Origin of the sequence: Falsochrobactrum tianjinense (genome assembly GCF_019100495.1) — a bacterium.
GTDB lineage: Bacteria > Pseudomonadota > Alphaproteobacteria > Rhizobiales > Rhizobiaceae > Brucella > Brucella tianjinense.
In genome coordinates, this window is record NZ_JAHRVA010000003.1 from 64,947 (window position 1) to 84,741 (window position 19,795).

Sequence of the window (19,795 nt, forward strand, 5' to 3'; positions counted from 1 at the left end):
ACTAGCCCTTCAGCCCTGTAGAATTGAAGCGCCTCCGGCAGCCTGAACCGCGAGGCTGCCACTTCTAACGCCAGCCGCGAGACATTCTCTCAGACTGCGTCCGTTTAGCCAGAAGTCGATAAAACCCGCATTAAATGCATCACCAGCACCAGTTGTATCCACAACGTCGACTTTGCTGGCGGGCACATGAATTTCCGTATTTCCCGAGCGCAGCCATGCACCGTCCGCCCCCGTTTTCAAGGCAATGACAGGGAAATGCTCCGATAGAATGTCGAGTGCCTTGCGGGCATCGCTCTCGTCGGTAATGGCCTGTGCTTCATCACTGTTCGGCAGAAAAATATCGATTCCCTCGCAGCTTTTCAGTAGATCAGCGCTATAAATCAAGGCTTCATCCCAACTGGGGTCCAGCGAAACGGTTAGACCAGCAGCTTTGGCTGTTCTCACCAAATCCGGAATTTCATGAAGCGTTGCATATTCGGCAATATGTAGATGTTTTGCATCGCACCAAAGTAAAGCTTCATCGAGTGTCGATGGACGCGCCGGCCCGGCGCGATGCGTCAGAAATGCCCGATCATTACCAATAACACTGGCAACCGTTACCTGTGGTCCGGCATCTGCCGTTATTTCCAAAAAACGTAGATCTATGCCGGCGGTCGACAGATCGGCCGATATGCCCTGCGAAAGACTGTCGGTACCAAGACGCGCAACAAGCGCGGCCATGCGACCAACATGGGCGAAATGAGCGGCGGAAATGAAGGCGCCGCCACCGGCCACAATTTTTACGTTACCGGCAAAAACCTCACGACCTGGTTGCGGCAAGGATTCCAAGCCAGTGAAAATAAGGTCGCAATAAATTCGCCCTATACTCAGGACTGCAGGAGTTTTGAACTGTTTTGACATTATAAGCGACCGAGACTCTTTTCCGTCTTGGTATCGAACAGATACAGACTGCCTGCCGGAGCGAAAGCATTTAGCCGACTGCCCGCCTGTGGAACGGTTTTCCCTGGTGCCGTTGCGATAACTGCGGCACCATCGACATCAAGATGAACCAGGGTTTCAGCACCGAGCGGTTCTACGGCAGTGACGATACCTTGCAGTGATATGCCATTTTGCGAACTGGTTTCGCCTACCTTGAGCTCATGCGGGCGAATGCCGATCAGCATGTCCCCATCGGCTGCGAATTCAACCCAAGTGCCTTTACGGCGACCCGCGATCAGGTTCATGGAGGGACTCCCGATGAAGCGGGCGGTGAAGACATCAACCGGATGTTCGTAAAGCTCTGTCGGCGTGCCAGTCTGCAAAATAATGCCATCACGCATAACCACGATACGGTCGGCCATTGTCATGGCCTCAACCTGATCATGGGTCACATAAACGGTGGTGGTCTTGAGATTCTGATGCAGGCGCTTGATTTCAATGCGCATTTGCGCGCGCAACTGGGCATCCAGATTGGACAGCGGTTCATCGAACAAAAACGCCGAAGGATTGCGCACCATCGCACGGCCAATAGCAACGCGCTGGCGCTGCCCGCCTGAAAGTGCTGCCGGACGTCTATCAAGATAAGGTGTCAGCCCGAGAGATTGGCCGACACCTTCAATCCGCTTTGCTTTTTCTGCCTTGGAAAGCTTTGAGGTATAAAGGCCGAAACCAATATTCTGGCGTACGGTCATATGCGGATAGATCGCATAATTTTGAAACACCATGGCGATGTTGCGCTGTTTGGGGTCGCGCTCATTGACCACTTCGCCCCCGATCTTCAATTGACCACCGGAGATGTCTTCAAGACCCGCAATCATGCGCAGCGTTGTGGATTTGCCGCATCCGGACGGGCCAACGAAGACAACGAATTCTCCGTCTTCAATCTGCAAATCGATTGAGCGAACAGCGTCGACCTTGCCGTAATGTTTAGCAAGTTTTTCAAGCTCGATAGTTGCCATTAACGTGTCTCCACAAGTGCGCTGAATTTTTCATTGAGGTCGCGGGCAGCCTTCGCCTCCGTGGCTTCATGCTCGGCGGCCTGCGCCCTGAAACGTTCGGCTTCGAAGGTATACCGATCCAGGGCAGTGCGCATCGGCTGCGGTGCTGGACCTCCCAATCGGTCCCGCACGGCGACAAAATGCTGTGGTGAAACGAGCTTTTCAAATTCTTTCCGGTCAAAGGCCGGGTCACGGCCAGTCGCTTCACGAAAAGCTTCAAGGAAAGGCTCAAACCCATCCTTTTCCAGCCCCCCGTTTTTTGCTACCACGGCACGCGCCACCTTGGCGGCAATCTCATGGGCTTGCCGGAACGAGAGACTTTCGATGCGTACCAGCGAGTCCGCCAGTTCCGTAATAGTAATGCAGGAACGGCGGATATTCTCTGCAACCCTTGCCGAATCTATGCGGATGGCATCAATGAAGGCTGCTAGCAAATCGAGCACGCGGCCAGCAGAGGAAAATGCCTCATAACCCATCGCCTGTGTTTCGCCTTCACTATCATTCATGTCGGTGAAAGGCGTGTTGTGCATCACATCCAGTACCGTGCGCGCACGTCCCATTGTCTGGCTCGACAGGTGGCGCATATGCTCAATCGGTACAGGATTGCGTTTTTGTGGCATGATTGAAGAAATCTGCACAAAAGCATTGGGTACATAAATCTGGCCAACCTCAAAACTGGTCCAGAACTGGAAGTCCTGAATAAGCCGTCCCAGATGAATGAACATCAGTTCGAGCGCTGAATAGGTGGAGGTGACGTAATCCACTGCCGCGATACAGCTATAGGAATTGGCTAAAGGGGCAGCAAAGCCCAGTAGCTCCGCGACGCGTTTGCGGTCGATCGGAAAGCCGGAGGTGGTGATGGCTGCCGCCCCCATAGGGGACTGGTTAACGATGGCGCGGGCGGCTTCAATGCGTTCAATATCTCGGATAAGCACTTCAATTGCCGCGGCAATATAATGACCGAATGTTGTTGGCTGCGCTGGTTGGCCATGCGTATAGGCAACGATCAATGTCGCTTTCTCGCGCTCAGCGGCAGATGTCATTACCTCAAGCAGATGACGCGACTGGGCCAGGAGCACATCGATATGTTTTCTTAGACTAAGCTTGAAAAGCGTGTGGTCAATGTCATTGCGCGAACGTGCGGTATGCAGCCGACCGGCAATATCCGGGCCAATGCGCGCCTTCAGTTCCTTCTCGATGAGGAAGAAGAAGTCTTCAACCTCGCCCGTATAGATGAGCGTGGCAGGGTCGATTTCCCTGTCGATGGCTTCAAGCGCGCCAGCAATTCTTGCTGCTTGACCGCGGTCAAGAATGCCGGTTTCGACCAGCATCACCAGATGGGCGCGGTCAATACGCCGGAAGCCATCCACATGATGGGTTTTGGCACCGTCAAACAGCGGGCGAAGTACAGTTTCCTTGTAAACTGGATTTGGAAAAACGCTTTTGTCGGAAAGTCTCGGATCAAGATCAGACATGGTTCAACCTTTAAGGCCAGCGAGCATAACGCCGCGCACGATATAACGCTGAAGAAGCATGAAAACGATAAGCGTTGGCAGCGTTGCAATGGCTGCGCCGGTCATGATCATTTCCCACTGGATGGACTGCTCAACCGCAAAGCTCGAAAGCCCGACCGGCAGCGTGTAAAGCTCCGGACTGGTGGCGACGATCAGCGGCCAGAAGAAGGCGGTCCAGTTGCCGAGGAAGGTGAAAATTGCAAGAGCCGAAAGTGCGGGCGTCACCAGCGGCATGGCCACTTTCCACCAGATCTGAAATTCGTTAAGCCCGTCAATACGCGCAGCTTCGAGAAAGTCATTCGGCACGCCTTCAAAGAACTGTTTCATCAGGAAGGTGCCAAAGGCCGTCATCATGCCTGGAAACATGATCCCCCAATAACTATCCAGCCAGCCGAGTTGACTCGACATGAGATACCAAGGGATTACCAGCATTTCAGTGGGGATCATCAGCGTCGAAAGGATCGCGAGGAAGATGAAATAACGCCCGCGGAACTGGAATTTCGCCAGGGTATAGCCCACGAGACTGTCAAAAAATACGTTTGACAGTGTCACGAAAACCGCGACGATCATCGAATTCAGGAACCAGCGCAGAAAACGTCCGTCAGCGAGAATGGACGCATAGTTTTGAAGGGTCGGGTCAGCCGGGATGAGCCGCAGATCATAGACCTGACTAGCGGTTTTCAGCGATGTCGAAAACATGAAGGCCAGAGGTGTGATCATGATCAGACCGCCGATGAACAGTAATGTCCATGTAATGGCGCGACTGGGGTTCAGGTTCTGGAAGGGAAGCGGTTTGGCTTGTGCGGGCACGGTCATTTCTTTTCCCTCAGAATCCAGAGCTGTAACAGGGATACGCAGAGCAGAATGATGAAAAGAATGATCGTTTGTGCCGCTGCATAGCCCATCGCATAGGATGAGAATGCGGTTTGATAAATCATCAGTACCAGCGGTTTTGTCGAGCCCAGTGGGCCACCTGGATCATTCGTGGTCATATTGTAGACCTGATCGAAGATGCGCAGGAACCCGATGGAGGAAAACACCACCAGAAAGACGGTTGTTGGTTTTAGTAGCGGGATCGTAATCTTGCGCAGGATCGCCCATTCGCCGAGGCCATCAATCCGTGCAGCTTCATAATATGTGTTCGGAATAGCGCGCAGGCCGGCCATAAAGATAATGATCTGAAACCCTAGCCCTGCCCAGATGGAGGTTGCCATAATGGCATAAAGCGCCTGATCGAGCGATCGGAGAAAACCTTGCTGCGGCAATCCGACAGCACTTAGAATATTATTGATGAAGCCAATGGGGGCTGGCTGATAAAACCAGCGCCATACCCAGGCCATCGCTGCCGCCGTGGTTAGATAAGGCAGAAAATAGAGCGCTCGAATGAAACCGTGCATGAAGCGCACACGATCCAGAAAATAGGCGATGACAAAAGCGATAATCAGGCTGATCGGGGTGCCGACCAATAGATAGATGAAAGTGTTTTTGAAAACTTTCCAGAATTCCGGATCGGCAAAAAGCTTCTGATAATTGGTAAGGCCGATAAATTTGGGAGTGCTCATCAGATCCCAATCCGTGAAAGACAGCCAGAATGCTTCAATCGTCGGATAAAAACGGATAACGCTATAAAAGAGAATTGGCAGAGCCAAAAAGCTCCAGACCCATATCAGCTTTCTGGCTTTCATCGACAGACGATCAGTAAGCCGCGAGCCGGAAGGCCTGTGCGCTATGCGATCTGGTTCAGCCGTCATTGTCATATTCAAAATCCTTCGGCGAGATATACGCCGCTGTCCGGCAAGGTGCCATAATAGCAAAGCGGACGGCTGGTCGAATTTTAGAATACAGCCGTATAAAATCGAATACAGAGCCGGACAGGCTGCACAAAAATCGAGCCGGACAGGCCCACAATTTTGATTATGAAAACCGCCCGGCCCGTTAGAAATTACTTGGCCGCATCCAGAACTGTCTGCTCAGCCTTGGCGGCTTCATCAAGGGATTCCTTGACCGGCTGGTTTTGCAAAATGACGCGGTTGGCCATATCGACCGCAATCTGACGCTGCTTCAACTCGTCCACGAACATAGTCGTATGTGCATATTCCAGACCTTTAAGGAATGGACCATAGACCGGATCAGCCAGATTGGCTTCCGTCAAAGCCACCGAACGACGCGCAGGCAGTTCACCCACACCCTTCAACCAGATTTCCATGGCTTCCGGCGAAGAGATGTAATCAAGGAACTTGGCAGCAGCTTCCAGCTTTTCGCCGTCAGCCGACGCGCTGATACCATTGGCAAAGTAGCTGGCATAGTTCGAACGCACCCCGTCCGCATTGGCTGGCAGTTCGGTTACACCCCATTCAAAGTCCTTGATGGTGTTGAAGGCGGCCAGCCGGAAAGTGCCATCAACAGTCATTGCCGCCTTACCAGCGCGGAAGGCTGCATGACCTTCGTCCATGAACTTAACTTCGCCGACCTTATGCTCGGTCTGGAGGCCGGTATAGAAAGCAAGCGCCTTTTCACCAGCAGCATCATTGTAGGCAACCTTGCGGTCATTATCGGTATAAGGCTGTCCACCGAACTGGCGCACCAGAACTTCGCGCCACCAATGCTGATCCTGACCAGGCATGTCGAGCGTGATACCTTCGGCAACAAGATTGCCGGCATCGTCGCGCTTGGTCGTTTTCGTTGCGAAATCGACCAGTTCATCCAGATTTTTGGGTGGAGTGTTTGGATCCAGCCCAGCTTCCTCGAAAAGCTTCTTGTTATAGAAAAGTGCCAACGAACGTACAGCCGTCGGCAGGCCGTAATATTCGCCACCGCGTTTCATCGCGCCTACGATTGGAAAGAATTCGCTTTCAATCTTGTCATGCGGAAACACATCCTGCGGAAGCGGCTGCAAGATGCCGCCTGCGGCAAACTTATCGAGCCAGCCGTAGAAAAGCTGCATAACATCCGGGCTTTTTCCCGCCATTTTCGCAGCAATTACGCGGGTCTGATAGTCATCATAAGGGAATGTGACCTGTTTGACCTTGATATCGGGATTGGCTTTCTCGAAATTCTCGATCAGCGTGTCCATTGTCTTGACGCGCGATTCAAAAATATATTGCCAATATTCGATTTCAACTGCCTGAGCGGCATTGATTGCCATAGAACTCAAACCGGCCACAAGACCCGCAAGTAGCAACTTACCCATTTGCATAAGACCTCCCCATTGCCCCGCACTTTGCGCGGGCAAGGTATATGCAGGCCAGCGACCTGCCAGTTCCACCACTGCCGTGTTTTTGACACGGCCCTTACTGCCCGCACATCTGAAGCGACATACCTCCTCCAAGGCCGGCAGGGCAAATTTCTTGCCACTTTATTATGCTTCATTTTTGTGTCCCGCTTGTCAATAAGATAATTTACTTGAATTAATATATTGCTGTTAAAAGCCCGGTGGCGTATTCCAATGATTGCAAATCTGGAGAGGGCAATGGCATCGCAGACGGGCAGCTCACGGTCCATGGCGCAAGTGAATACGCAAACTGTTACGCTCGGCAAGAATCCTGAACGAATCCGGGATCATAATCGGCGTGTTGTTTTGGATGTTGTGCGCCGTCACGGCCCTGTAGGCCGTATGCATATTGCTCGTCTCACCCACCTGACAGCACAGGCAATCGCCAATATCGTTGATGAACTGGTTGCCGAAAATCTTTTGATGCAACTTGGCAGATTGAAGACCGGGCGCGGTCAGCCGCCTATTCAATTCGCAGTCAACCCCTCCGGCGCCATGACCATCGGCATCGAAATGGGTTCCGCTCATATGGTCACGACTGTTCTTGACCTTTCGGGAACGCCGCGCAAGAAGCAGGTTTATCCGGTAAGCGACACGCGGCCAGAAACGCTTTGTAATCAGCTGCGGATTGAAATCAATAAAATCAAAGCCGAATTCGATGTGCCCTTGCTCGGAATTGGGGTGGTGATGCCTGGGCCCTTTGGCATTGAGGGCATGACATCGGTTGGCCCGACGACATTGCCGGGCTGGGCGGGCATTGACGCGGCCGCTATGCTGACTGAAGCTTTTGGCGAGCCGGTGATCGTTGAAAATGACGCCAATGCGGCGGCGGTCGGTGAACGGCTATTTGGCGCAGGATACGCAATAGCCAGCTTCGCGATGATTTATTTCGGTGCCGGTATTGGTCTTGGTATGATTCAGGAGGGAGCTCCATTTCGCGGCGCCTTTGGCAATGCTGGCGAAATCGGCCATATATCAATTGCACCGGGTGGGCGTTCCTGCTCTTGCGGACAGCAGGGTTGTCTTGAAACCTATACATCGGCCTATGCGTTGAACCAAAAACTGGTGTCAGCGGGCATCACCGACACAAGCTTTGAAAATCTTGAATATCTGCTTCAGAAAGACAATCCGGTTATCCTTGAATGGGTGAAGGAGGCCGCAAGTCATCTTGCACCGGTGATTGCGATTATCGAGAATATTCTAGATCCGGAATCTATAATTCTGGGCGGAATGCTGCCCAATTCGATCATTGATGCTCTGATATTCCATATGAGCGATCTTCCTATTTCTGTTGCCAGCAGAAAAATGCGTGTCTTGCCCAGAATAATGCGCGGTCAGACCGGCCAGTTCACAGCCGCGCTCGGAGCTGCGGCCTTACCTATGTTCGAGGTGATGACACCCAAGCTTGAGACGAATATATAAGCTGTAGACAAAGTGCGAATTCGACACTCGAGATTGGCGTGCAACTTAAGTGATATGGAGGCAATATGTCCCGGATATCCTTCCAGTCGGATGAGAGAATCCAGAAAGCCCCTTCATCTCGAATAATTCTTTATAATGCCGGCTCCATTCCAATCAATTCGGAGGCCAGCGCCCGCGTGGTTTCGGAAATATCAGGGCTGAAAACCAGCCAATAGCCTTTGTCGCTGGATAAGGTCATATCACAGGCTTGTACCAATTGCCCACGTCTGATCGCGCCATCTATTAGCCCGGCCCAGCCGAGAGCTACGCCCTGATCGGCGATAGCAGCCTCGACAACGAGGTTGTAAGTATTGAAGACCAGCCCGCGATTGTCGATGTCGATCTCTTCGCCAACCGCCTCCAGCCAGCCTTGCCAAGTGTACCAGCGATGGCCCTGAAAGGTATCGAGGTGCAGGAGTGGTGCAGAGCCAAGCCCTTTGCCATTTGGAAAAGGGCCATGCTTTTTATAGAAAAGAGGGGAACAGACAGGAACTACGGCTTCGCCCAGAAAGGCAACGGCTTCTGTTGCAAAATCCCCGCGCGAGCCGAAAAGAATGGAAATATCCGCCTCTCTTTGATCAACCGGTTGAAGCATTGATGACGCCGTAATGCGAACATCGACTTCAGGATATTTTGACCTGAAATGCCCGACCCGGGGCATCAGCCAGAAAGCGGCAAAGCCATAATCGGTGGCGATTCTCAGACTTGGTGTCCGCTGTCGACGACTGATCTGTTGGATTGCCTCCTCGATTTCCGCAAGGCTGGACTGAACTGCATTATAAAGAATTCGCCCCTCCGGCAGAATTTCCACGCCTCGCCCGCGCCGCGCGAACAAAGTGACACCGAGACGATCTTCTATTCGTTTTATCTGATAACTGACTGCGGGTTGCGTCATGCCCAATTCGCGCGCGGCAAGGGTCAGATTTTCCAAACGCCCCACCGCTTCGAAAATACTAAGGCTGCCCAAGTTCCAAGACGGAGAAATCATAAAGAACCTCTATGCCTTTGATAAAAATTGAATGGCTTTTTCCTTAGAGCAAAAGGTGTTTTCCTTAAAGCTCGAATACGAGACATAATGGTTTTCGATTATAAGAGATGTTTTGCACACCAAGCAAAGAGGGGCCACACCATGAGCCAATTGAAACTGACGGCATTCGCATTTGCGGTTTTTACGGGACTTACCGGCATGGCATCGGCAGCAGATCCGGATGCATGTGAAACCATCCGGCTTTCAGACCCGGGCTGGACGGATATTACTTCCACGAATTCGATTGCCAGCGTGCTGCTGGACGGGCTCGGTTATAAAGCCGATGTCAAAACCATGTCTGTACCGATTGGTTATGAGGCCCTCAAATCCGGCAACATTGATGTTTTCCTTGGCAATTGGATGCCAGCGCAGCAGAAGTTTCGGGAAGATCTCGACCAGAACAACGCTGCCGAGATTCTCATCAAGAATCTTGAAGGCGCAAAATTCACGCTCGCCGTACCGGATTATGTAGCGGAGCAAGGTGTGAAAGACATCGCTGATATATCCGCGCATGCAGATAAGTTCGGCAAGGAAATTTACGGCATTGATCCCGGTTCTCCAGCCAATCAGAATATTCAGAAGATCATCGATGACAAAAAATTCAAGCTCGATGGTTGGAAAGTCGTGGAATCGAGTGAACAAGCCATGCTGGCTCAGGTCGATCGCAAAAGCCGCGACCAACAATGGGTTCTGTTTCTTGCATGGGCGCCGCATCCCATGAACACAAAACTGAATATAGAATATCTTTCTGGCGGCGATGATTATTTCGGACCCAATTACGGCGGTGCGGAAGTTTATACGCTGGCACGCACCGGATGGGCATCGAATTGCCCAAATGCTGCGACCTTCTTCAAAAACCTCGTTTTCACTATCGATATCGAGAACGAGTTGATGGACAAAATCCTCAACGAAGGCGCAGAAGGTCCTGATGCCGCGGTAGCCTGGCTGAAAGCGCATCCTGAACAAATCGACAAATGGCTCACTGGCGTTACAACGCTGAAAGGCGAGCCGGGCGCTGAGGCCGTAAAGACCAGCCTCGGCCTTTGATCTACTGCTGGAATTCTTGTGAGGCGGACGTGTTAACGCTCGCCCTTTCTGCGATTCTCTCACCACTTGTTCATGGTTCGCTCAGATGAAAAAACCCAATATCCTTATTCTGATGGTCGATCAGCTCAATGGGACATTCTTCCCGGATGGTCCAGCGGAGTTTCTTCATGTGCCGAATTTGAGAAAACTGGCGAAGCGTTCGGCCCGTTTTGCCAGTTGCTACACGGCAAGCCCACTTTGTGCACCTGCGCGCGCGTCCTTCATGTCGGGACAATTGCCCTCGCGCACGCGAGTCTATGACAATGCGGCCGAGTTCTCGTCCGAAATTCCAACTTACGCGCATCACCTGCGCAATGCGGGCTATCAGACCACTCTTTCCGGGAAAATGCATTTCGTCGGGCCGGATCAACTGCATGGTTTTGAGCAGCGTTTAACGACCGACATTTACCCCGCCGATTTCGGCTGGACGCCGGATTATCGCAAGCCGAACGAACGGATTGACTGGTGGTATCACAATCTGGGCTCTATCACCGGTGCGGGAATCGCAGAGATTTCCAATCAGCTTGAGTATGACGACGAAGTCGCCTATCAGGCCGAAGCCAAGCTCTACGATCTCGCGCGCGGACATGACACCCGTCCGTGGTGCCTGACCGTAAGCTTTACTCATCCCCATGATCCCTATGTTGCGCGCAAGCGTTTTTTCGATCTTTATGCTGATATTCCGGAGCTTGACCCGAAGATCGGGCCGCTGCTGGGAAGCCAGACCGACCCGCATAGCGAACGGCTATCATGGGCTGCAAAAGCGGAGGATTATACTCTTACGCCTGAGCAGATCAGGACCGCGCGTCAGGCTTATTTCGCCAATATTTCCTATGTCGATGAGAAAATTGGTAATTTGCTGGATGTAATTGAGCGCTGCGGTATGACGGATGATACGCTGGTGGTCTTCACCTCAGATCACGGTGACATGCTGGGCGAGCGTGGCATGTGGTTCAAGATGAGTTTTTTTGAAGGCTCCGCGCGTGTACCCCTCATGATAGCCGCTCCGCAGCTTGAGTCTCGCCTCGTTACAGAGCCTGTTTCCACGCTTGATGTCGTTCCTACTCTCGCAGATTTGGCCGGCATCGATCTCAAAGGCATTATGCCATGGACAGACGGTGTTTCACTTCTTGAGATCGTGTCAGGAACCAAGCAACGTGGAGCCGTGCCCGCTGAATATGCGGCGGAAGGGACTGTGACGCCTATGGTATTATTGCGGGAGGGGTCTTGGAAGCTTAATATCTGCCGTGCCGATCCGCCACAGCTTTTCAATCTCGCTGAAGACCCTGACGAGCTCCGTAACCTTGCCTCCGAACCGGGACATCGTGCGGTACTCGATCAGTTCCTGCACTTGGCGGATAAGCGATGGGATCTGGAGCGTTACGATGCCGATGTGCGTCTAAGCCAGGCTCGCCGCCATATTATTTATTCTGCGCTGCGAAATGGTGCCTATTTCCCATGGGATTATCAGCCGCTTCAGAAGGCGTCCGAGCGCTATATGCGTAACCACATGGACCTGAACGTTCTGGAGGATAACCAGCGGTTTCCACGCTGAAGGAAACCGCGAAACGACAGCAGATAATAGCGCAGATACGGTAGGTCCCATACCGATTAGCGAGCCGCTTCATCTTTCGCTATCAAGTGGATCCCTGCGGCTAGTGTCTCACGCGATATTTCGCCCATGTGTACCGATTGCAGCATCCCATCGCTGCCAATGAAGAACGTCGCCGGCAAACCGGGTACGCCGTAGTGGCGCCCGAATTCGCCCAATGTGTCGAGCACGACATGTTCGAGTTCGAGGTTCTCGGTCTCAAGATAGCGTCGGATGGCCTCCACGCCTTCGCCTTGGTTGACAAAGACCAACTGTGCGTCGCCGGTGTTTGCAGCGACGTCCGCCATCATTGGCATCTCGCGTCGGCACGGTGGACACCAACTCGCCCAAAGATTGATGACAATCGGTTCACCTTTGAGCGTGGTTGGCTGGAATGGCGTACCGGAGAGCGTACGAAATGTGTCTCCCGATGGTAGCGGAGTGGCTGGCGCGCCCGCGGTGAGTTGCAAGATGAAGAAGGCGACGTAGGCTGAAGCTGCGGCTGGCAACGCGGCCCATAGCACAAGACGAAGTTCGCGCCTGAACCGGAGGAGCGTATAGGCGAGCGCCAATGCGATGCCCGCCTCGATCATGAACCCGCCCTGCCATATGTAAAGCGCGCGCAGCGGTTCGGCGAGAAAGTTTCCGCCGTGTTGAATCACATGCCCGGCTCGTGCACCGATTATGAAAGCGATCGTTGCACCCCAGGCCCAGGATGAGAAACGACGGTCTACTTTCCGCGCGAGAATCTCGTTGAGGAACAGGAACGCTGCGATTGCCAGAATGGCGGCGAAGCGGTCAGGCGCAAAAACCAACGGTCCGATGGCGAACGCATTCATGTCAGCGCTGCCTTGCCAGTTCGAGCAAGGCTTGCAGTGTGTCTACCGCCGCATCGCTGATCCGCGTCGCGGCCCCTCGGCGATCAGACCCATCAGGACAGTTCGCCAGCTCAACACGATAGGCGAATAGATACGCCCGTCGGCGGGAGAAAGAATGACAGTCGTGCATGGCCAAGCTCCAATTGATGCAATTTTGGTGACCTCGCCTGTGGAGCTTAAGGCAAACTTAAGCCGTTGTTTTGGTTTTGCGGCATGCCCCACGGCCATTCCAACAGGCGTGCTTGTTCGAAGGTATTGACGATGCCGCTGTCGCCAGTGAGTGGAACGAGAACCATGTTCCTGGGCTTGCCGCTTGCAAAGCGAGCTGGTAGAAATCATTCAATCAATCCGCTGAATGAAATATCGACGGAGCTGCGTATGGCAAGCCCCCGGCCGAAACTGGCCATCTTCGAGAACCTGGCGGAGATTGCCCAGGCACTAGGCCATCCGAACCGGCTGGAATTGCTGGAAAGTCTGGCGCAGGGGCAGCGCTCCGTCGAGGAGATGGCCGCGCAGTCGGGCATGTCGTTTGCAAATACGTCGCGGCATCTGCAAATTCTGCGGCGGGCACGGCTGGTTGAGACCGAACGCCGTGGCAAGCATGTGCTTTACAGCCTTGCCGGCGACGCGGAAGTCGTGACGCTGCTCAGCGCGCTCGGTCGGGTGGGCGAACGCAACATCGCCGAGGTGAACCGTGTGTTGGATGACTATTTCCACTCACGCGATACGATGGAGGCGATATCCCGTGAGGCGCTCGCGGAACGATTGGATGCGGGCCTCGTGACCGTGCTCGATGTCCGCTCCGAGGATGAATTCATGCAGGGTCATCTTCCCGGTGCCCGCAACATTCCCTTCGCTGAACTTGACAAGCGGCTTAGTGAATTGCCGAAGGACGCCGAGGTTGTCGCTTACTGTCGCGGACCCTATTGCGTTTATGCGTATGAAGCCGTGGCGGCACTGCGCGCAGAAGGCTTCAGTGCATTGCGGCTTGAGGATGGTTTTCCGGAATGGAAGGCCGCCGGGCTTTCTGTCGAGTTCTCCGAGCAGGCTTGATATAGCATTTCATGCATCACTTTCCGCGTACCATGCGCTGAAAAACTCTTCTAAGGTTGAATTTCCATGTCGCAATCCGCCGCGAGCACAGCCCTCGAAACATCGTCCCCGTCTCAATATGATTACGCCCGCAGCAATGTCGTAAGGCTGACCATTGCGCAGGCCCTTGCTGGTGCCAATTCGGTTGTCGTCTATGCCACTGGCGCAATTGTTGGGAACATGCTTGCGCCAAGCCCCGCCTTGGCGACCTTGCCTATTTCCATCTTCGTTGTGGGCATGGCGGCATGCACATTGCCGGCGGGCGCAATCACCCAGCGTCACGGTCGCCGTGCCGCCTTTCTGGCCGGAACGGGATGCGGCGTGCTTGTTGGCCTTCTCGCAGCGCTGGCTGTCGTGATTGGCTCGTTCTGGCTGTTTTGCGCCGCGACCTTCTTTGGTGGCGCTTATGCTGCTGTCGTTCTTTCCTTTCGCTTTGCGGCCGCTGATTGTGTTCCGGCGGAAAAACGCCCGCGAGCCTTATCCTTCGTCATGGCGGGTGGCGTCTTTGCGGGCGTGATTGGGCCGCAGCTCGTCACCTACACCATGTATCTGTGGATGCCGTATATGTTCGCGGCGACGTTCGTGGCGCAGGCGGCAGTGGCGGCGCTATCCGCCGTCATTCTGCTTGGTGTGCGTCTGCCCGCACCAACCGCGGCAGAAGTTGTTTACGGCCGGCCTCTCGGGATCATCGCCCGCCAGCCGCGCTTCCTCATCGCGGTTATATGCGGGGTCGTTTCCTACCTACTCATGAATTTCCTCATGACGGCTGCGCCGCTCGCCATGCAGATGTGTGGGCTATCGCAGGAATCGTCCAATCTCGGCCTTCAGTGGCATGTGATTGCTATGTATGCGCCCAGCTTCTTCACGGGGCGACTGATCACACGCTTCGGCGCGACGCCCATAGTCATGGCTGGCCTTGCACTCACTGGCATATCGGCGGCGGTCGGACTGCTGGGCATCGATGTGGCGCATTTCTGGGCTACGCTGATCCTGCTCGGCATCGGCTGGAATTTCGGCTTTGTCGGTGCGTCGGCGATGGTGCTGGAAACGCATCGTCCAGAAGAAAAAGCCCGCGTGCAGTCGCTCAATGACTTTGTCGTGTTCGGGACGATGGCTGTCGGCTCATTCCTGTCTGGCGGTTTGCTGTCCGCTTATGGATGGGACATGGTGCTCTGGCTCTCATTTGTTCCTCTTGCCCTTACGGTCTTTGCACTGGCTGCAACGGCAAACACGAGCCGCTCGAACATGGCAGGGTGAAAATTCATGTCACCGCTGGCTGTTCTCGCAAGAGGCCGGCGTAAACTGTCTATCGACATTGCAGAGCAATGCCTCTGATGTCGAGAGACAGGTTGGATTGGTTTGAAGGCGGCAGCTGTAGGCATCGGCGCGCTTGGCCACATTTTCCTGAGGCTCACCTAGACTCTTGATCTTACAATGCGCTCACATTCTTTGGAAATGGTTGAGTTGATCGTACACTTAACACACGCTAATTATTTGTTATGTGGAATAATAACAATACTTGTTTCGTTTTGATGAAATTATTAATCAAGCTACTGAAGGTGCGAAATGGCGGGTAAAAGGCGGAATAAGGCGTTCTTCGGAACCGTCTCTGATACCGATCTGCGATTGATGCGTGTGTTCTCCAAAGTCGTGGAATGTGGAAGTTTTTCGGCAGCGGAAACAGAACTTGGCGTAGGACGCTCGACAATTTCTCGGCATCTTTCTGATCTGGAGACTCGACTCGGTGTGCGTCTTTGCCATCGCCAACGTGGTCGATCCGGACTCCGACTTACGGAGCAAGGAAGTTTGGCCCTCGAATATATCGAGCAGTTACTGATAGCAACCAATGAGTTTTCAATTAATATTTCAAGTATTACTGACGATATTGTTGGTACTTTACGCGTCGGTGTTGTTGACTATACGTTCTCGGACCCGCAAAATCCCTTGCTTGATGCCCTACATCGATATGCGCTGTTTGCCCCGAACGTCATCATAGACATTTCAGTTGGCGCACCGCGCGAAATTGAACGAAAGCTCATTGATGGGCGGCTACATTGCGGGATCGTAATGAATTATCAAATGTTACCGGAACTGAGCTACGAACGTCTATATGTTGAAAGAAATACTTTATATGCGGGCGGCAACCATCCTGTTGCAAGAAAAATACGCAATGGCGAACAAGTGAGTGAGGCAGAAGTATATCGATATGAACTAATCTATCGGGGGTATCGGGAGGCAGACATCCAGATAGATCTCAAACAGCGCTTTGCCCGGGGGCCGACAGTGCTGGAGACTGAGGCGGTAGATATGCTGGTGCGATCAGGTATTTATCTCGGATTTCTTCCGAGCCACACTCGTAGCCCTCAAGTTGATGGATGCGTGGAGGTTCTGCCTCATGTTTTTGAGTACAGATATCCAATTAATCTCGTTTGGTCGAAGAATCGTGATCACTCGGCGCTCCTAGAAGAATTCTTGAGGATCATTCGAGCAACGAAAAAAGACGCCGCGCATTCAGGCTTCTAATTGCATCAATATGAAACATATCGGCTAATAATTACTATTTATTCTATTTTCTGAACATATTACCGTTTTCTCATGTTGCAAGGAACCCCGTAGAGGCGCGCGCAGGATGTTGCTGCGCGGCTGCCACTAAATAATTTCGTGCAACATATAATAATAAACGAAATAACCAATAATCAGGGGACGAAGCCAAGCCATGAAACTAGTAACTTTAACCGCTGCCGCACTCGCTATTTTTACCGGGGTAATGAGTTCCGCTACTGCAGAACCCAGAAAAAGTCTCACGCTTGGAACGGAAGGGGCATATAAGCCCTGGGGCTACATGGAAAACGGGACTACACTTGTTGGTTTTGAAATCGACATGATGCGTGAACTGTGCAAACGAATGGGTGTTGAATGCGAAATTGTTACTAACGATTTTGCGGGGCTTATCCCAGCGCTGACAGCGGGCAAATTCGACGCCATTTTTGCCGGAATGAATTCGACGGAAAAGCGAAGAAAAACGATCGCATTCTCCCGTGCATATGCGCTGGACCCTGCATCGTTCGGCTTACCCAAGGATGCACCCCTTTCAAAATTACCGCAGGCGGGTCAGGAGATTGATCTGAAAGCGGATAAAGCCCAGGTTTCAGGGATCATCGAAGCAATGAAGCCGATGCTTGAAGGTCAGATTATCGGCGTACAGGGATCGACGACCTTATCACAATTTCTCGAAGAAAACTTTTCAGACACTGTTACGATACGTGAGTATAATACCACTGAACAACATGATCTTGACTTGGCGGCTGGCCGAATTGACGGCATTCTCGCACTGGGAAGTGCACTGAGAACCGCTTGGAGTAAGCCCGAACTCGCAGAAAAATATCAAACAACCGGGCCGAAATTCTTTGGCGATGTGTTGGGCGATGGGATTGCGGTAGGTATGCGCCGAGAGGACACTGCTCTGAAGACCAAGTTTGATAATGCGATAAACTCCATGATCAAGGACGGTTCGCTGAAAGAACTTTCGGTTAAGTGGTTTGGCGTTGATATGACGCCCGGTAAGTAAACTTCAATTTGGTACTTCTGAAGAATCCACGATTAGAAGTATTGTACACTCAACATCAGGCAATTTAAAACGGCCGATGCTATGATCAAATATATAGAAATAATGGTTGGGCAGGGATGGGCGAATGCGCTTCTCTTCGCCGCTCTTACTACCATCTTAGTATCCCTGTTTGCGTTCATTTTGGGAACGGCTTTGGGTTCTTTACTGGCTTGGGGGCGGATCGGCGGCAGCCGACCCGTCCAGTACTTAACGGATCTTTACATTACTGTTCTACGTGGCATCCCTGAGCTTCTTGTAATTTATGTTTTTTATTTTGGCGGCAGCGCATTCTTGAGCATGATAGGGGAAGCGTTTGGAAATACGGGTTTTATAGGCATGCCTGCTCTCGCTGTAGGTGCGATTGCTATTGGGTTAGTTTCTGCCGCGTATCAGGCTGAAGTATTCAGAGGCGCTTTCTCCGTGATGAGAAAAGGCGAACTAGAAGCTGCGTATGCGATCGGAATGCGAAACTCGCTCGTATTTAGACGCATCATTGTCCCGCAGGTTATGCGTATTGCTTTGCCTGGGCTTGGTAACTGCTGGCAGATAGCGGTCAAAGAATCTGCATTGGTTTCTGTCACAGGACTAGTTGAGTTGTTGCGTCAGGCGATGGTTGGTGCAGGGTCAACGCAGCAACCGTTCTATTTTTATTTTACTGCAGCAGCACTCTATCTTGCAATTACTGTCGTTTCAATGTGGGGCTTTGACAGGGCCGAAAAGTCTGCTTCCCGTAGCATGAGGAGGGCCTGATGGAACTCTCGTTTATGGCACAGATTATGGGTCAACTTTTGTATGGCTTGCCATTGACCGTCCAATTAGCCCTTACGGCATTAGCCTTGGGTGGAGTTCTTGCATTGGTTTTCGTTCTGATGCAACTTTCTGGAAGCTGGTTACTCGCCAGTACTGCAAAACTTATCGTATTCATGTTTAGAGGCACCCCGCTTTTAATACAGCTTTTTATTATATACTACGGACTGGGCCAGATCGAGTTAATAAGGCAGAGTTTTGCATGGCCATTCTTCAGGGAACCCTATTGGTGCGCCCTCTTAGCCCTTACGCTCAATTCTGCCGCATATACTTCTGAAGTCATGCGTGGCGGTTTCATGTCTGTCCCGACCGGCTTGGTGGAAGCGGGTAAAGCTTACGGGATGTCGCCTGTGTTACTACTACGCAGGATCATCCTGCCGATTGCGATACGTCAGGCATTGCCAGCGTATTCCTCCGAGGTTGTCAGCCTCGTAAAGGCAACATCGTTGGCATCTATCATAACCTTGATGGAAGTCACCGGGATAGCTCAGAAATTGATGTCTCAAACTTACCGAGCCACAGAGATTTTCATCTGTGCGGGCCTGATCTACCTCGTGATCAATTTCATTTTAACACGTTTTGTCCTTCTCCTTGAATATTGGCTGTCTCCACACCTGCGTCCGGCGCCATCCGCGCTTTCCCCAAGATTTCAGGACGATAGGGCTAAATTCCAACATCCCTCGACGCGAGAGAAGGAAGGTTATGTCTAAGATGGGTGAAGTGCCTGTTGTGAGCATCAATAATTTGCACAAAAGCTTTGGTTCTCTTGAAGTTCTGAAAGGTATTTCCTTAGAGGCAAAAGAGGGGGAGGTTATCTCTGTTCTCGGCTCGTCAGGATCTGGCAAAAGTACGATGCTGCGCTGTGTCAATCTACTCGAGGTGCCCGACAAGGGGGACATCGCGATTGCCGGCGAGAATATACGGCTGAAAAAGTTAAGCTCAGGCAGAGTCGTGCCAGCAGATCGCCGGCAGGTTGAACGGATTAGATCTTCTTTGGGAATGGTTTTTCAAAGCTTCAATCTTTGGTCTCACATGACTATCCTCGATAATGTGATTGAAGCTCCCATACGCGTTCAAGGACGACCAAGAAAAGAAGTAATAGAAGAAGCAGAAATACTATTGGAGAAAGTGGGAATAGCGGACAAGCGCAATTGTTATCCAAGCCATTTGTCCGGAGGACAACAACAACGGGCTGCAATTTCGCGCGCTCTTGCTATGCGACCGAAGACGATGCTGTTTGATGAACCTACCTCAGCGTTGGATCCCGAACTCGTGGGCGAGGTTCTGAAGGTCATTCGAACGTTAGCTGAAGAACGACGGACAATGTTGGTTGTTACGCACGAAATGGGTTTTGCCAGAGATGTATCGGATCGCGTGGTGTTCATGCACCAGGGTGCAATAGAAGATGAAGGACCAGCCGCCGAGATGTTTCAGAACCCAAGAAGCGAGCGCTTCAAGAGGTTTGTTTCCGGTCAGGTCTAACCC

Annotated in this window: 18 protein-coding genes; 10 read left to right on the forward strand and 8 right to left on the reverse strand. The window is 52.3% G+C overall.

Annotation, left to right across the window (positions count from 1 at the left end):
• Positions 1–9 precede the first annotated feature (9 nt).
• The 6 genes from KUG47_RS08130 to KUG47_RS08155 form a co-directional block, all read right to left on the reverse strand.
• Complete coding sequence (locus KUG47_RS08130) at positions 10–900, reverse strand: carbohydrate kinase family protein (RefSeq protein WP_217677472.1); 891 nt, start codon at positions 898–900, stop codon at positions 10–12.
• The gene (locus KUG47_RS08135; RefSeq protein WP_217677473.1) at positions 900–1,937 is read right to left on the reverse strand and encodes an ABC transporter ATP-binding protein; all 1,038 of its coding nucleotides are present in this window, start codon (positions 1,935–1,937) and stop codon (positions 900–902) included. The genes KUG47_RS08130 and KUG47_RS08135 overlap by 1 nt, the downstream gene beginning before the upstream one ends.
• Entirely contained in the window at positions 1,937–3,451 is a 1,515-nt protein-coding gene (gene argH, locus KUG47_RS08140) for an argininosuccinate lyase (protein WP_217677474.1), read from the reverse strand. Before argH ends, KUG47_RS08135 begins: the two co-directional genes overlap by 1 nt.
• Before the next feature lie 3 nt (positions 3,452–3,454).
• Positions 3,455–4,306, reverse strand: coding sequence for a carbohydrate ABC transporter permease (locus tag KUG47_RS08145; RefSeq protein WP_217677475.1), 852 nt, complete (start codon positions 4,304–4,306; stop codon positions 3,455–3,457).
• Entirely contained in the window at positions 4,303–5,247 is a 945-nt protein-coding gene (locus KUG47_RS08150) for a carbohydrate ABC transporter permease (protein ID WP_254799424.1), read from the reverse strand. The genes KUG47_RS08145 and KUG47_RS08150 overlap by 4 nt, the downstream gene beginning before the upstream one ends.
• Before the next feature lie 185 nt (positions 5,248–5,432).
• Positions 5,433–6,680 carry an extracellular solute-binding protein gene (locus KUG47_RS08155; RefSeq protein WP_217677476.1) on the reverse strand — a complete coding sequence of 416 codons (1,248 nt, stop codon included), beginning with the start codon at positions 6,678–6,680 and terminating at the stop codon, positions 5,433–5,435.
• A gap of 279 nt (positions 6,681–6,959) precedes the next feature.
• On the opposite strand from KUG47_RS08155, the gene KUG47_RS08160 reads away from it, so the two are divergent.
• Positions 6,960–8,183, forward strand: coding sequence for an ROK family protein (locus KUG47_RS08160; protein ID WP_217677477.1), 1,224 nt, complete (start codon positions 6,960–6,962; stop codon positions 8,181–8,183).
• 130 nt (positions 8,184–8,313) lie between these two features.
• On the opposite strand, the gene KUG47_RS08165 is transcribed toward KUG47_RS08160, so the two are convergent.
• The gene (locus tag KUG47_RS08165; protein WP_217677478.1) at positions 8,314–9,210 is read right to left on the reverse strand and encodes a LysR substrate-binding domain-containing protein; all 897 of its coding nucleotides are present in this window, start codon (positions 9,208–9,210) and stop codon (positions 8,314–8,316) included.
• Positions 9,211–9,408: 198 nt separating this feature from the next.
• Between KUG47_RS08165 and choX the strand changes: the two genes are divergently transcribed.
• On the forward strand, positions 9,409–10,296 hold the full coding sequence (choX, locus tag KUG47_RS08170) for a choline ABC transporter substrate-binding protein (RefSeq protein ID WP_254799473.1): 888 nt from the start codon (positions 9,409–9,411) through the stop codon (positions 10,294–10,296).
• 85 nt (positions 10,297–10,381) lie between these two features.
• Positions 10,382–11,890 carry a choline-sulfatase gene (gene betC, locus KUG47_RS08175; protein WP_217677480.1) on the forward strand — a complete coding sequence of 503 codons (1,509 nt, stop codon included), beginning with the start codon at positions 10,382–10,384 and terminating at the stop codon, positions 11,888–11,890.
• Positions 11,891–11,946: 56 nt separating this feature from the next.
• Here the strand turns inward: betC and KUG47_RS08180 are convergent, their stop codons facing one another.
• Positions 11,947–12,765, reverse strand: a complete 819-nt coding sequence (locus KUG47_RS08180) for a TlpA family protein disulfide reductase (protein ID WP_217677481.1) — start codon at positions 12,763–12,765, stop codon at positions 11,947–11,949.
• Between the two features lie 417 nt (positions 12,766–13,182).
• Here KUG47_RS08180 and KUG47_RS08185 point away from each other — a divergent pair, with 417 nt between their 5' ends.
• From KUG47_RS08185 to KUG47_RS08215, 7 genes are all read left to right on the forward strand, one after another.
• Positions 13,183–13,857 (forward strand): ArsR/SmtB family transcription factor, encoded by a 675-nt coding sequence (locus KUG47_RS08185; RefSeq protein ID WP_217677786.1) that lies wholly within the window; start codon positions 13,183–13,185, stop codon positions 13,855–13,857.
• 66 nt (positions 13,858–13,923) lie between these two features.
• Positions 13,924–15,153, forward strand: coding sequence for an MFS transporter (locus KUG47_RS08190; protein WP_217677482.1), 1,230 nt, complete (start codon positions 13,924–13,926; stop codon positions 15,151–15,153).
• Between the two features lie 309 nt (positions 15,154–15,462).
• Positions 15,463–16,419, forward strand: coding sequence for a LysR family transcriptional regulator (locus KUG47_RS08195; RefSeq protein ID WP_217677483.1), 957 nt, complete (start codon positions 15,463–15,465; stop codon positions 16,417–16,419).
• A gap of 193 nt (positions 16,420–16,612) precedes the next feature.
• A complete protein-coding gene (locus KUG47_RS08200; RefSeq protein ID WP_217677484.1) occupies positions 16,613–17,464 on the forward strand; it encodes a transporter substrate-binding domain-containing protein in 852 nt (283 codons plus the stop codon).
• Positions 17,465–17,545: 81 nt separating this feature from the next.
• Entirely contained in the window at positions 17,546–18,253 is a 708-nt protein-coding gene (locus tag KUG47_RS08205; RefSeq protein WP_217677485.1) for an ABC transporter permease, read from the forward strand.
• The gene (locus KUG47_RS08210) at positions 18,253–19,020 is read left to right on the forward strand and encodes an ABC transporter permease (RefSeq protein ID WP_217677486.1); all 768 of its coding nucleotides are present in this window, start codon (positions 18,253–18,255) and stop codon (positions 19,018–19,020) included. Before KUG47_RS08205 ends, KUG47_RS08210 begins: the two co-directional genes overlap by 1 nt.
• Positions 19,013–19,792 (forward strand): ABC transporter ATP-binding protein, encoded by a 780-nt coding sequence (locus tag KUG47_RS08215; protein WP_217677487.1) that lies wholly within the window; start codon positions 19,013–19,015, stop codon positions 19,790–19,792. The genes KUG47_RS08210 and KUG47_RS08215 overlap by 8 nt, the downstream gene beginning before the upstream one ends.
• The last annotated feature ends 3 nt before the right edge of the window (positions 19,793–19,795 follow it).

Bases quoted from the DNA above. Each gene is read 5' to 3' on its own strand.
- KUG47_RS08130 (WP_217677472.1), bottom strand. From the start codon at position 900: ATGTCAAAACAGTTCAAAACTCCTGCAGTCCTGAGTATAGGGCGAATT.
- KUG47_RS08135 (WP_217677473.1), bottom strand. From the start codon at position 1,937: ATGGCAACTATCGAGCTTGAAAAACTTGCTAAACATTACGGCAAGGTC.
- argH (WP_217677474.1), bottom strand. From the start codon at position 3,451: ATGTCTGATCTTGATCCGAGACTTTCCGACAAAAGCGTTTTTCCAAAT.
- KUG47_RS08145 (WP_217677475.1), bottom strand. From the start codon at position 4,306: ATGACCGTGCCCGCACAAGCCAAACCGCTTCCCTTCCAGAACCTGAAC.
- KUG47_RS08150 (WP_254799424.1), bottom strand. From the start codon at position 5,247: ATGACAATGACGGCTGAACCAGATCGCATAGCGCACAGGCCTTCCGGC.
- KUG47_RS08155 (WP_217677476.1), bottom strand. From the start codon at position 6,680: ATGGGTAAGTTGCTACTTGCGGGTCTTGTGGCCGGTTTGAGTTCTATG.
- KUG47_RS08160 (WP_217677477.1), top strand. From the start codon at position 6,960: ATGGCATCGCAGACGGGCAGCTCACGGTCCATGGCGCAAGTGAATACG.
- KUG47_RS08165 (WP_217677478.1), bottom strand. From the start codon at position 9,210: ATGATTTCTCCGTCTTGGAACTTGGGCAGCCTTAGTATTTTCGAAGCG.
- choX (WP_254799473.1), top strand. From the start codon at position 9,409: ATGGCATCGGCAGCAGATCCGGATGCATGTGAAACCATCCGGCTTTCA.
- betC (WP_217677480.1), top strand. From the start codon at position 10,382: ATGAAAAAACCCAATATCCTTATTCTGATGGTCGATCAGCTCAATGGG.
- KUG47_RS08180 (WP_217677481.1), bottom strand. From the start codon at position 12,765: ATGAATGCGTTCGCCATCGGACCGTTGGTTTTTGCGCCTGACCGCTTC.
- KUG47_RS08185 (WP_217677786.1), top strand. From the start codon at position 13,183: ATGGCAAGCCCCCGGCCGAAACTGGCCATCTTCGAGAACCTGGCGGAG.
- KUG47_RS08190 (WP_217677482.1), top strand. From the start codon at position 13,924: ATGTCGCAATCCGCCGCGAGCACAGCCCTCGAAACATCGTCCCCGTCT.
- KUG47_RS08195 (WP_217677483.1), top strand. From the start codon at position 15,463: ATGGCGGGTAAAAGGCGGAATAAGGCGTTCTTCGGAACCGTCTCTGAT.
- KUG47_RS08200 (WP_217677484.1), top strand. From the start codon at position 16,613: ATGAAACTAGTAACTTTAACCGCTGCCGCACTCGCTATTTTTACCGGG.
- KUG47_RS08205 (WP_217677485.1), top strand. From the start codon at position 17,546: ATGATCAAATATATAGAAATAATGGTTGGGCAGGGATGGGCGAATGCG.
- KUG47_RS08210 (WP_217677486.1), top strand. From the start codon at position 18,253: ATGGAACTCTCGTTTATGGCACAGATTATGGGTCAACTTTTGTATGGC.
- KUG47_RS08215 (WP_217677487.1), top strand. From the start codon at position 19,013: ATGTCTAAGATGGGTGAAGTGCCTGTTGTGAGCATCAATAATTTGCAC.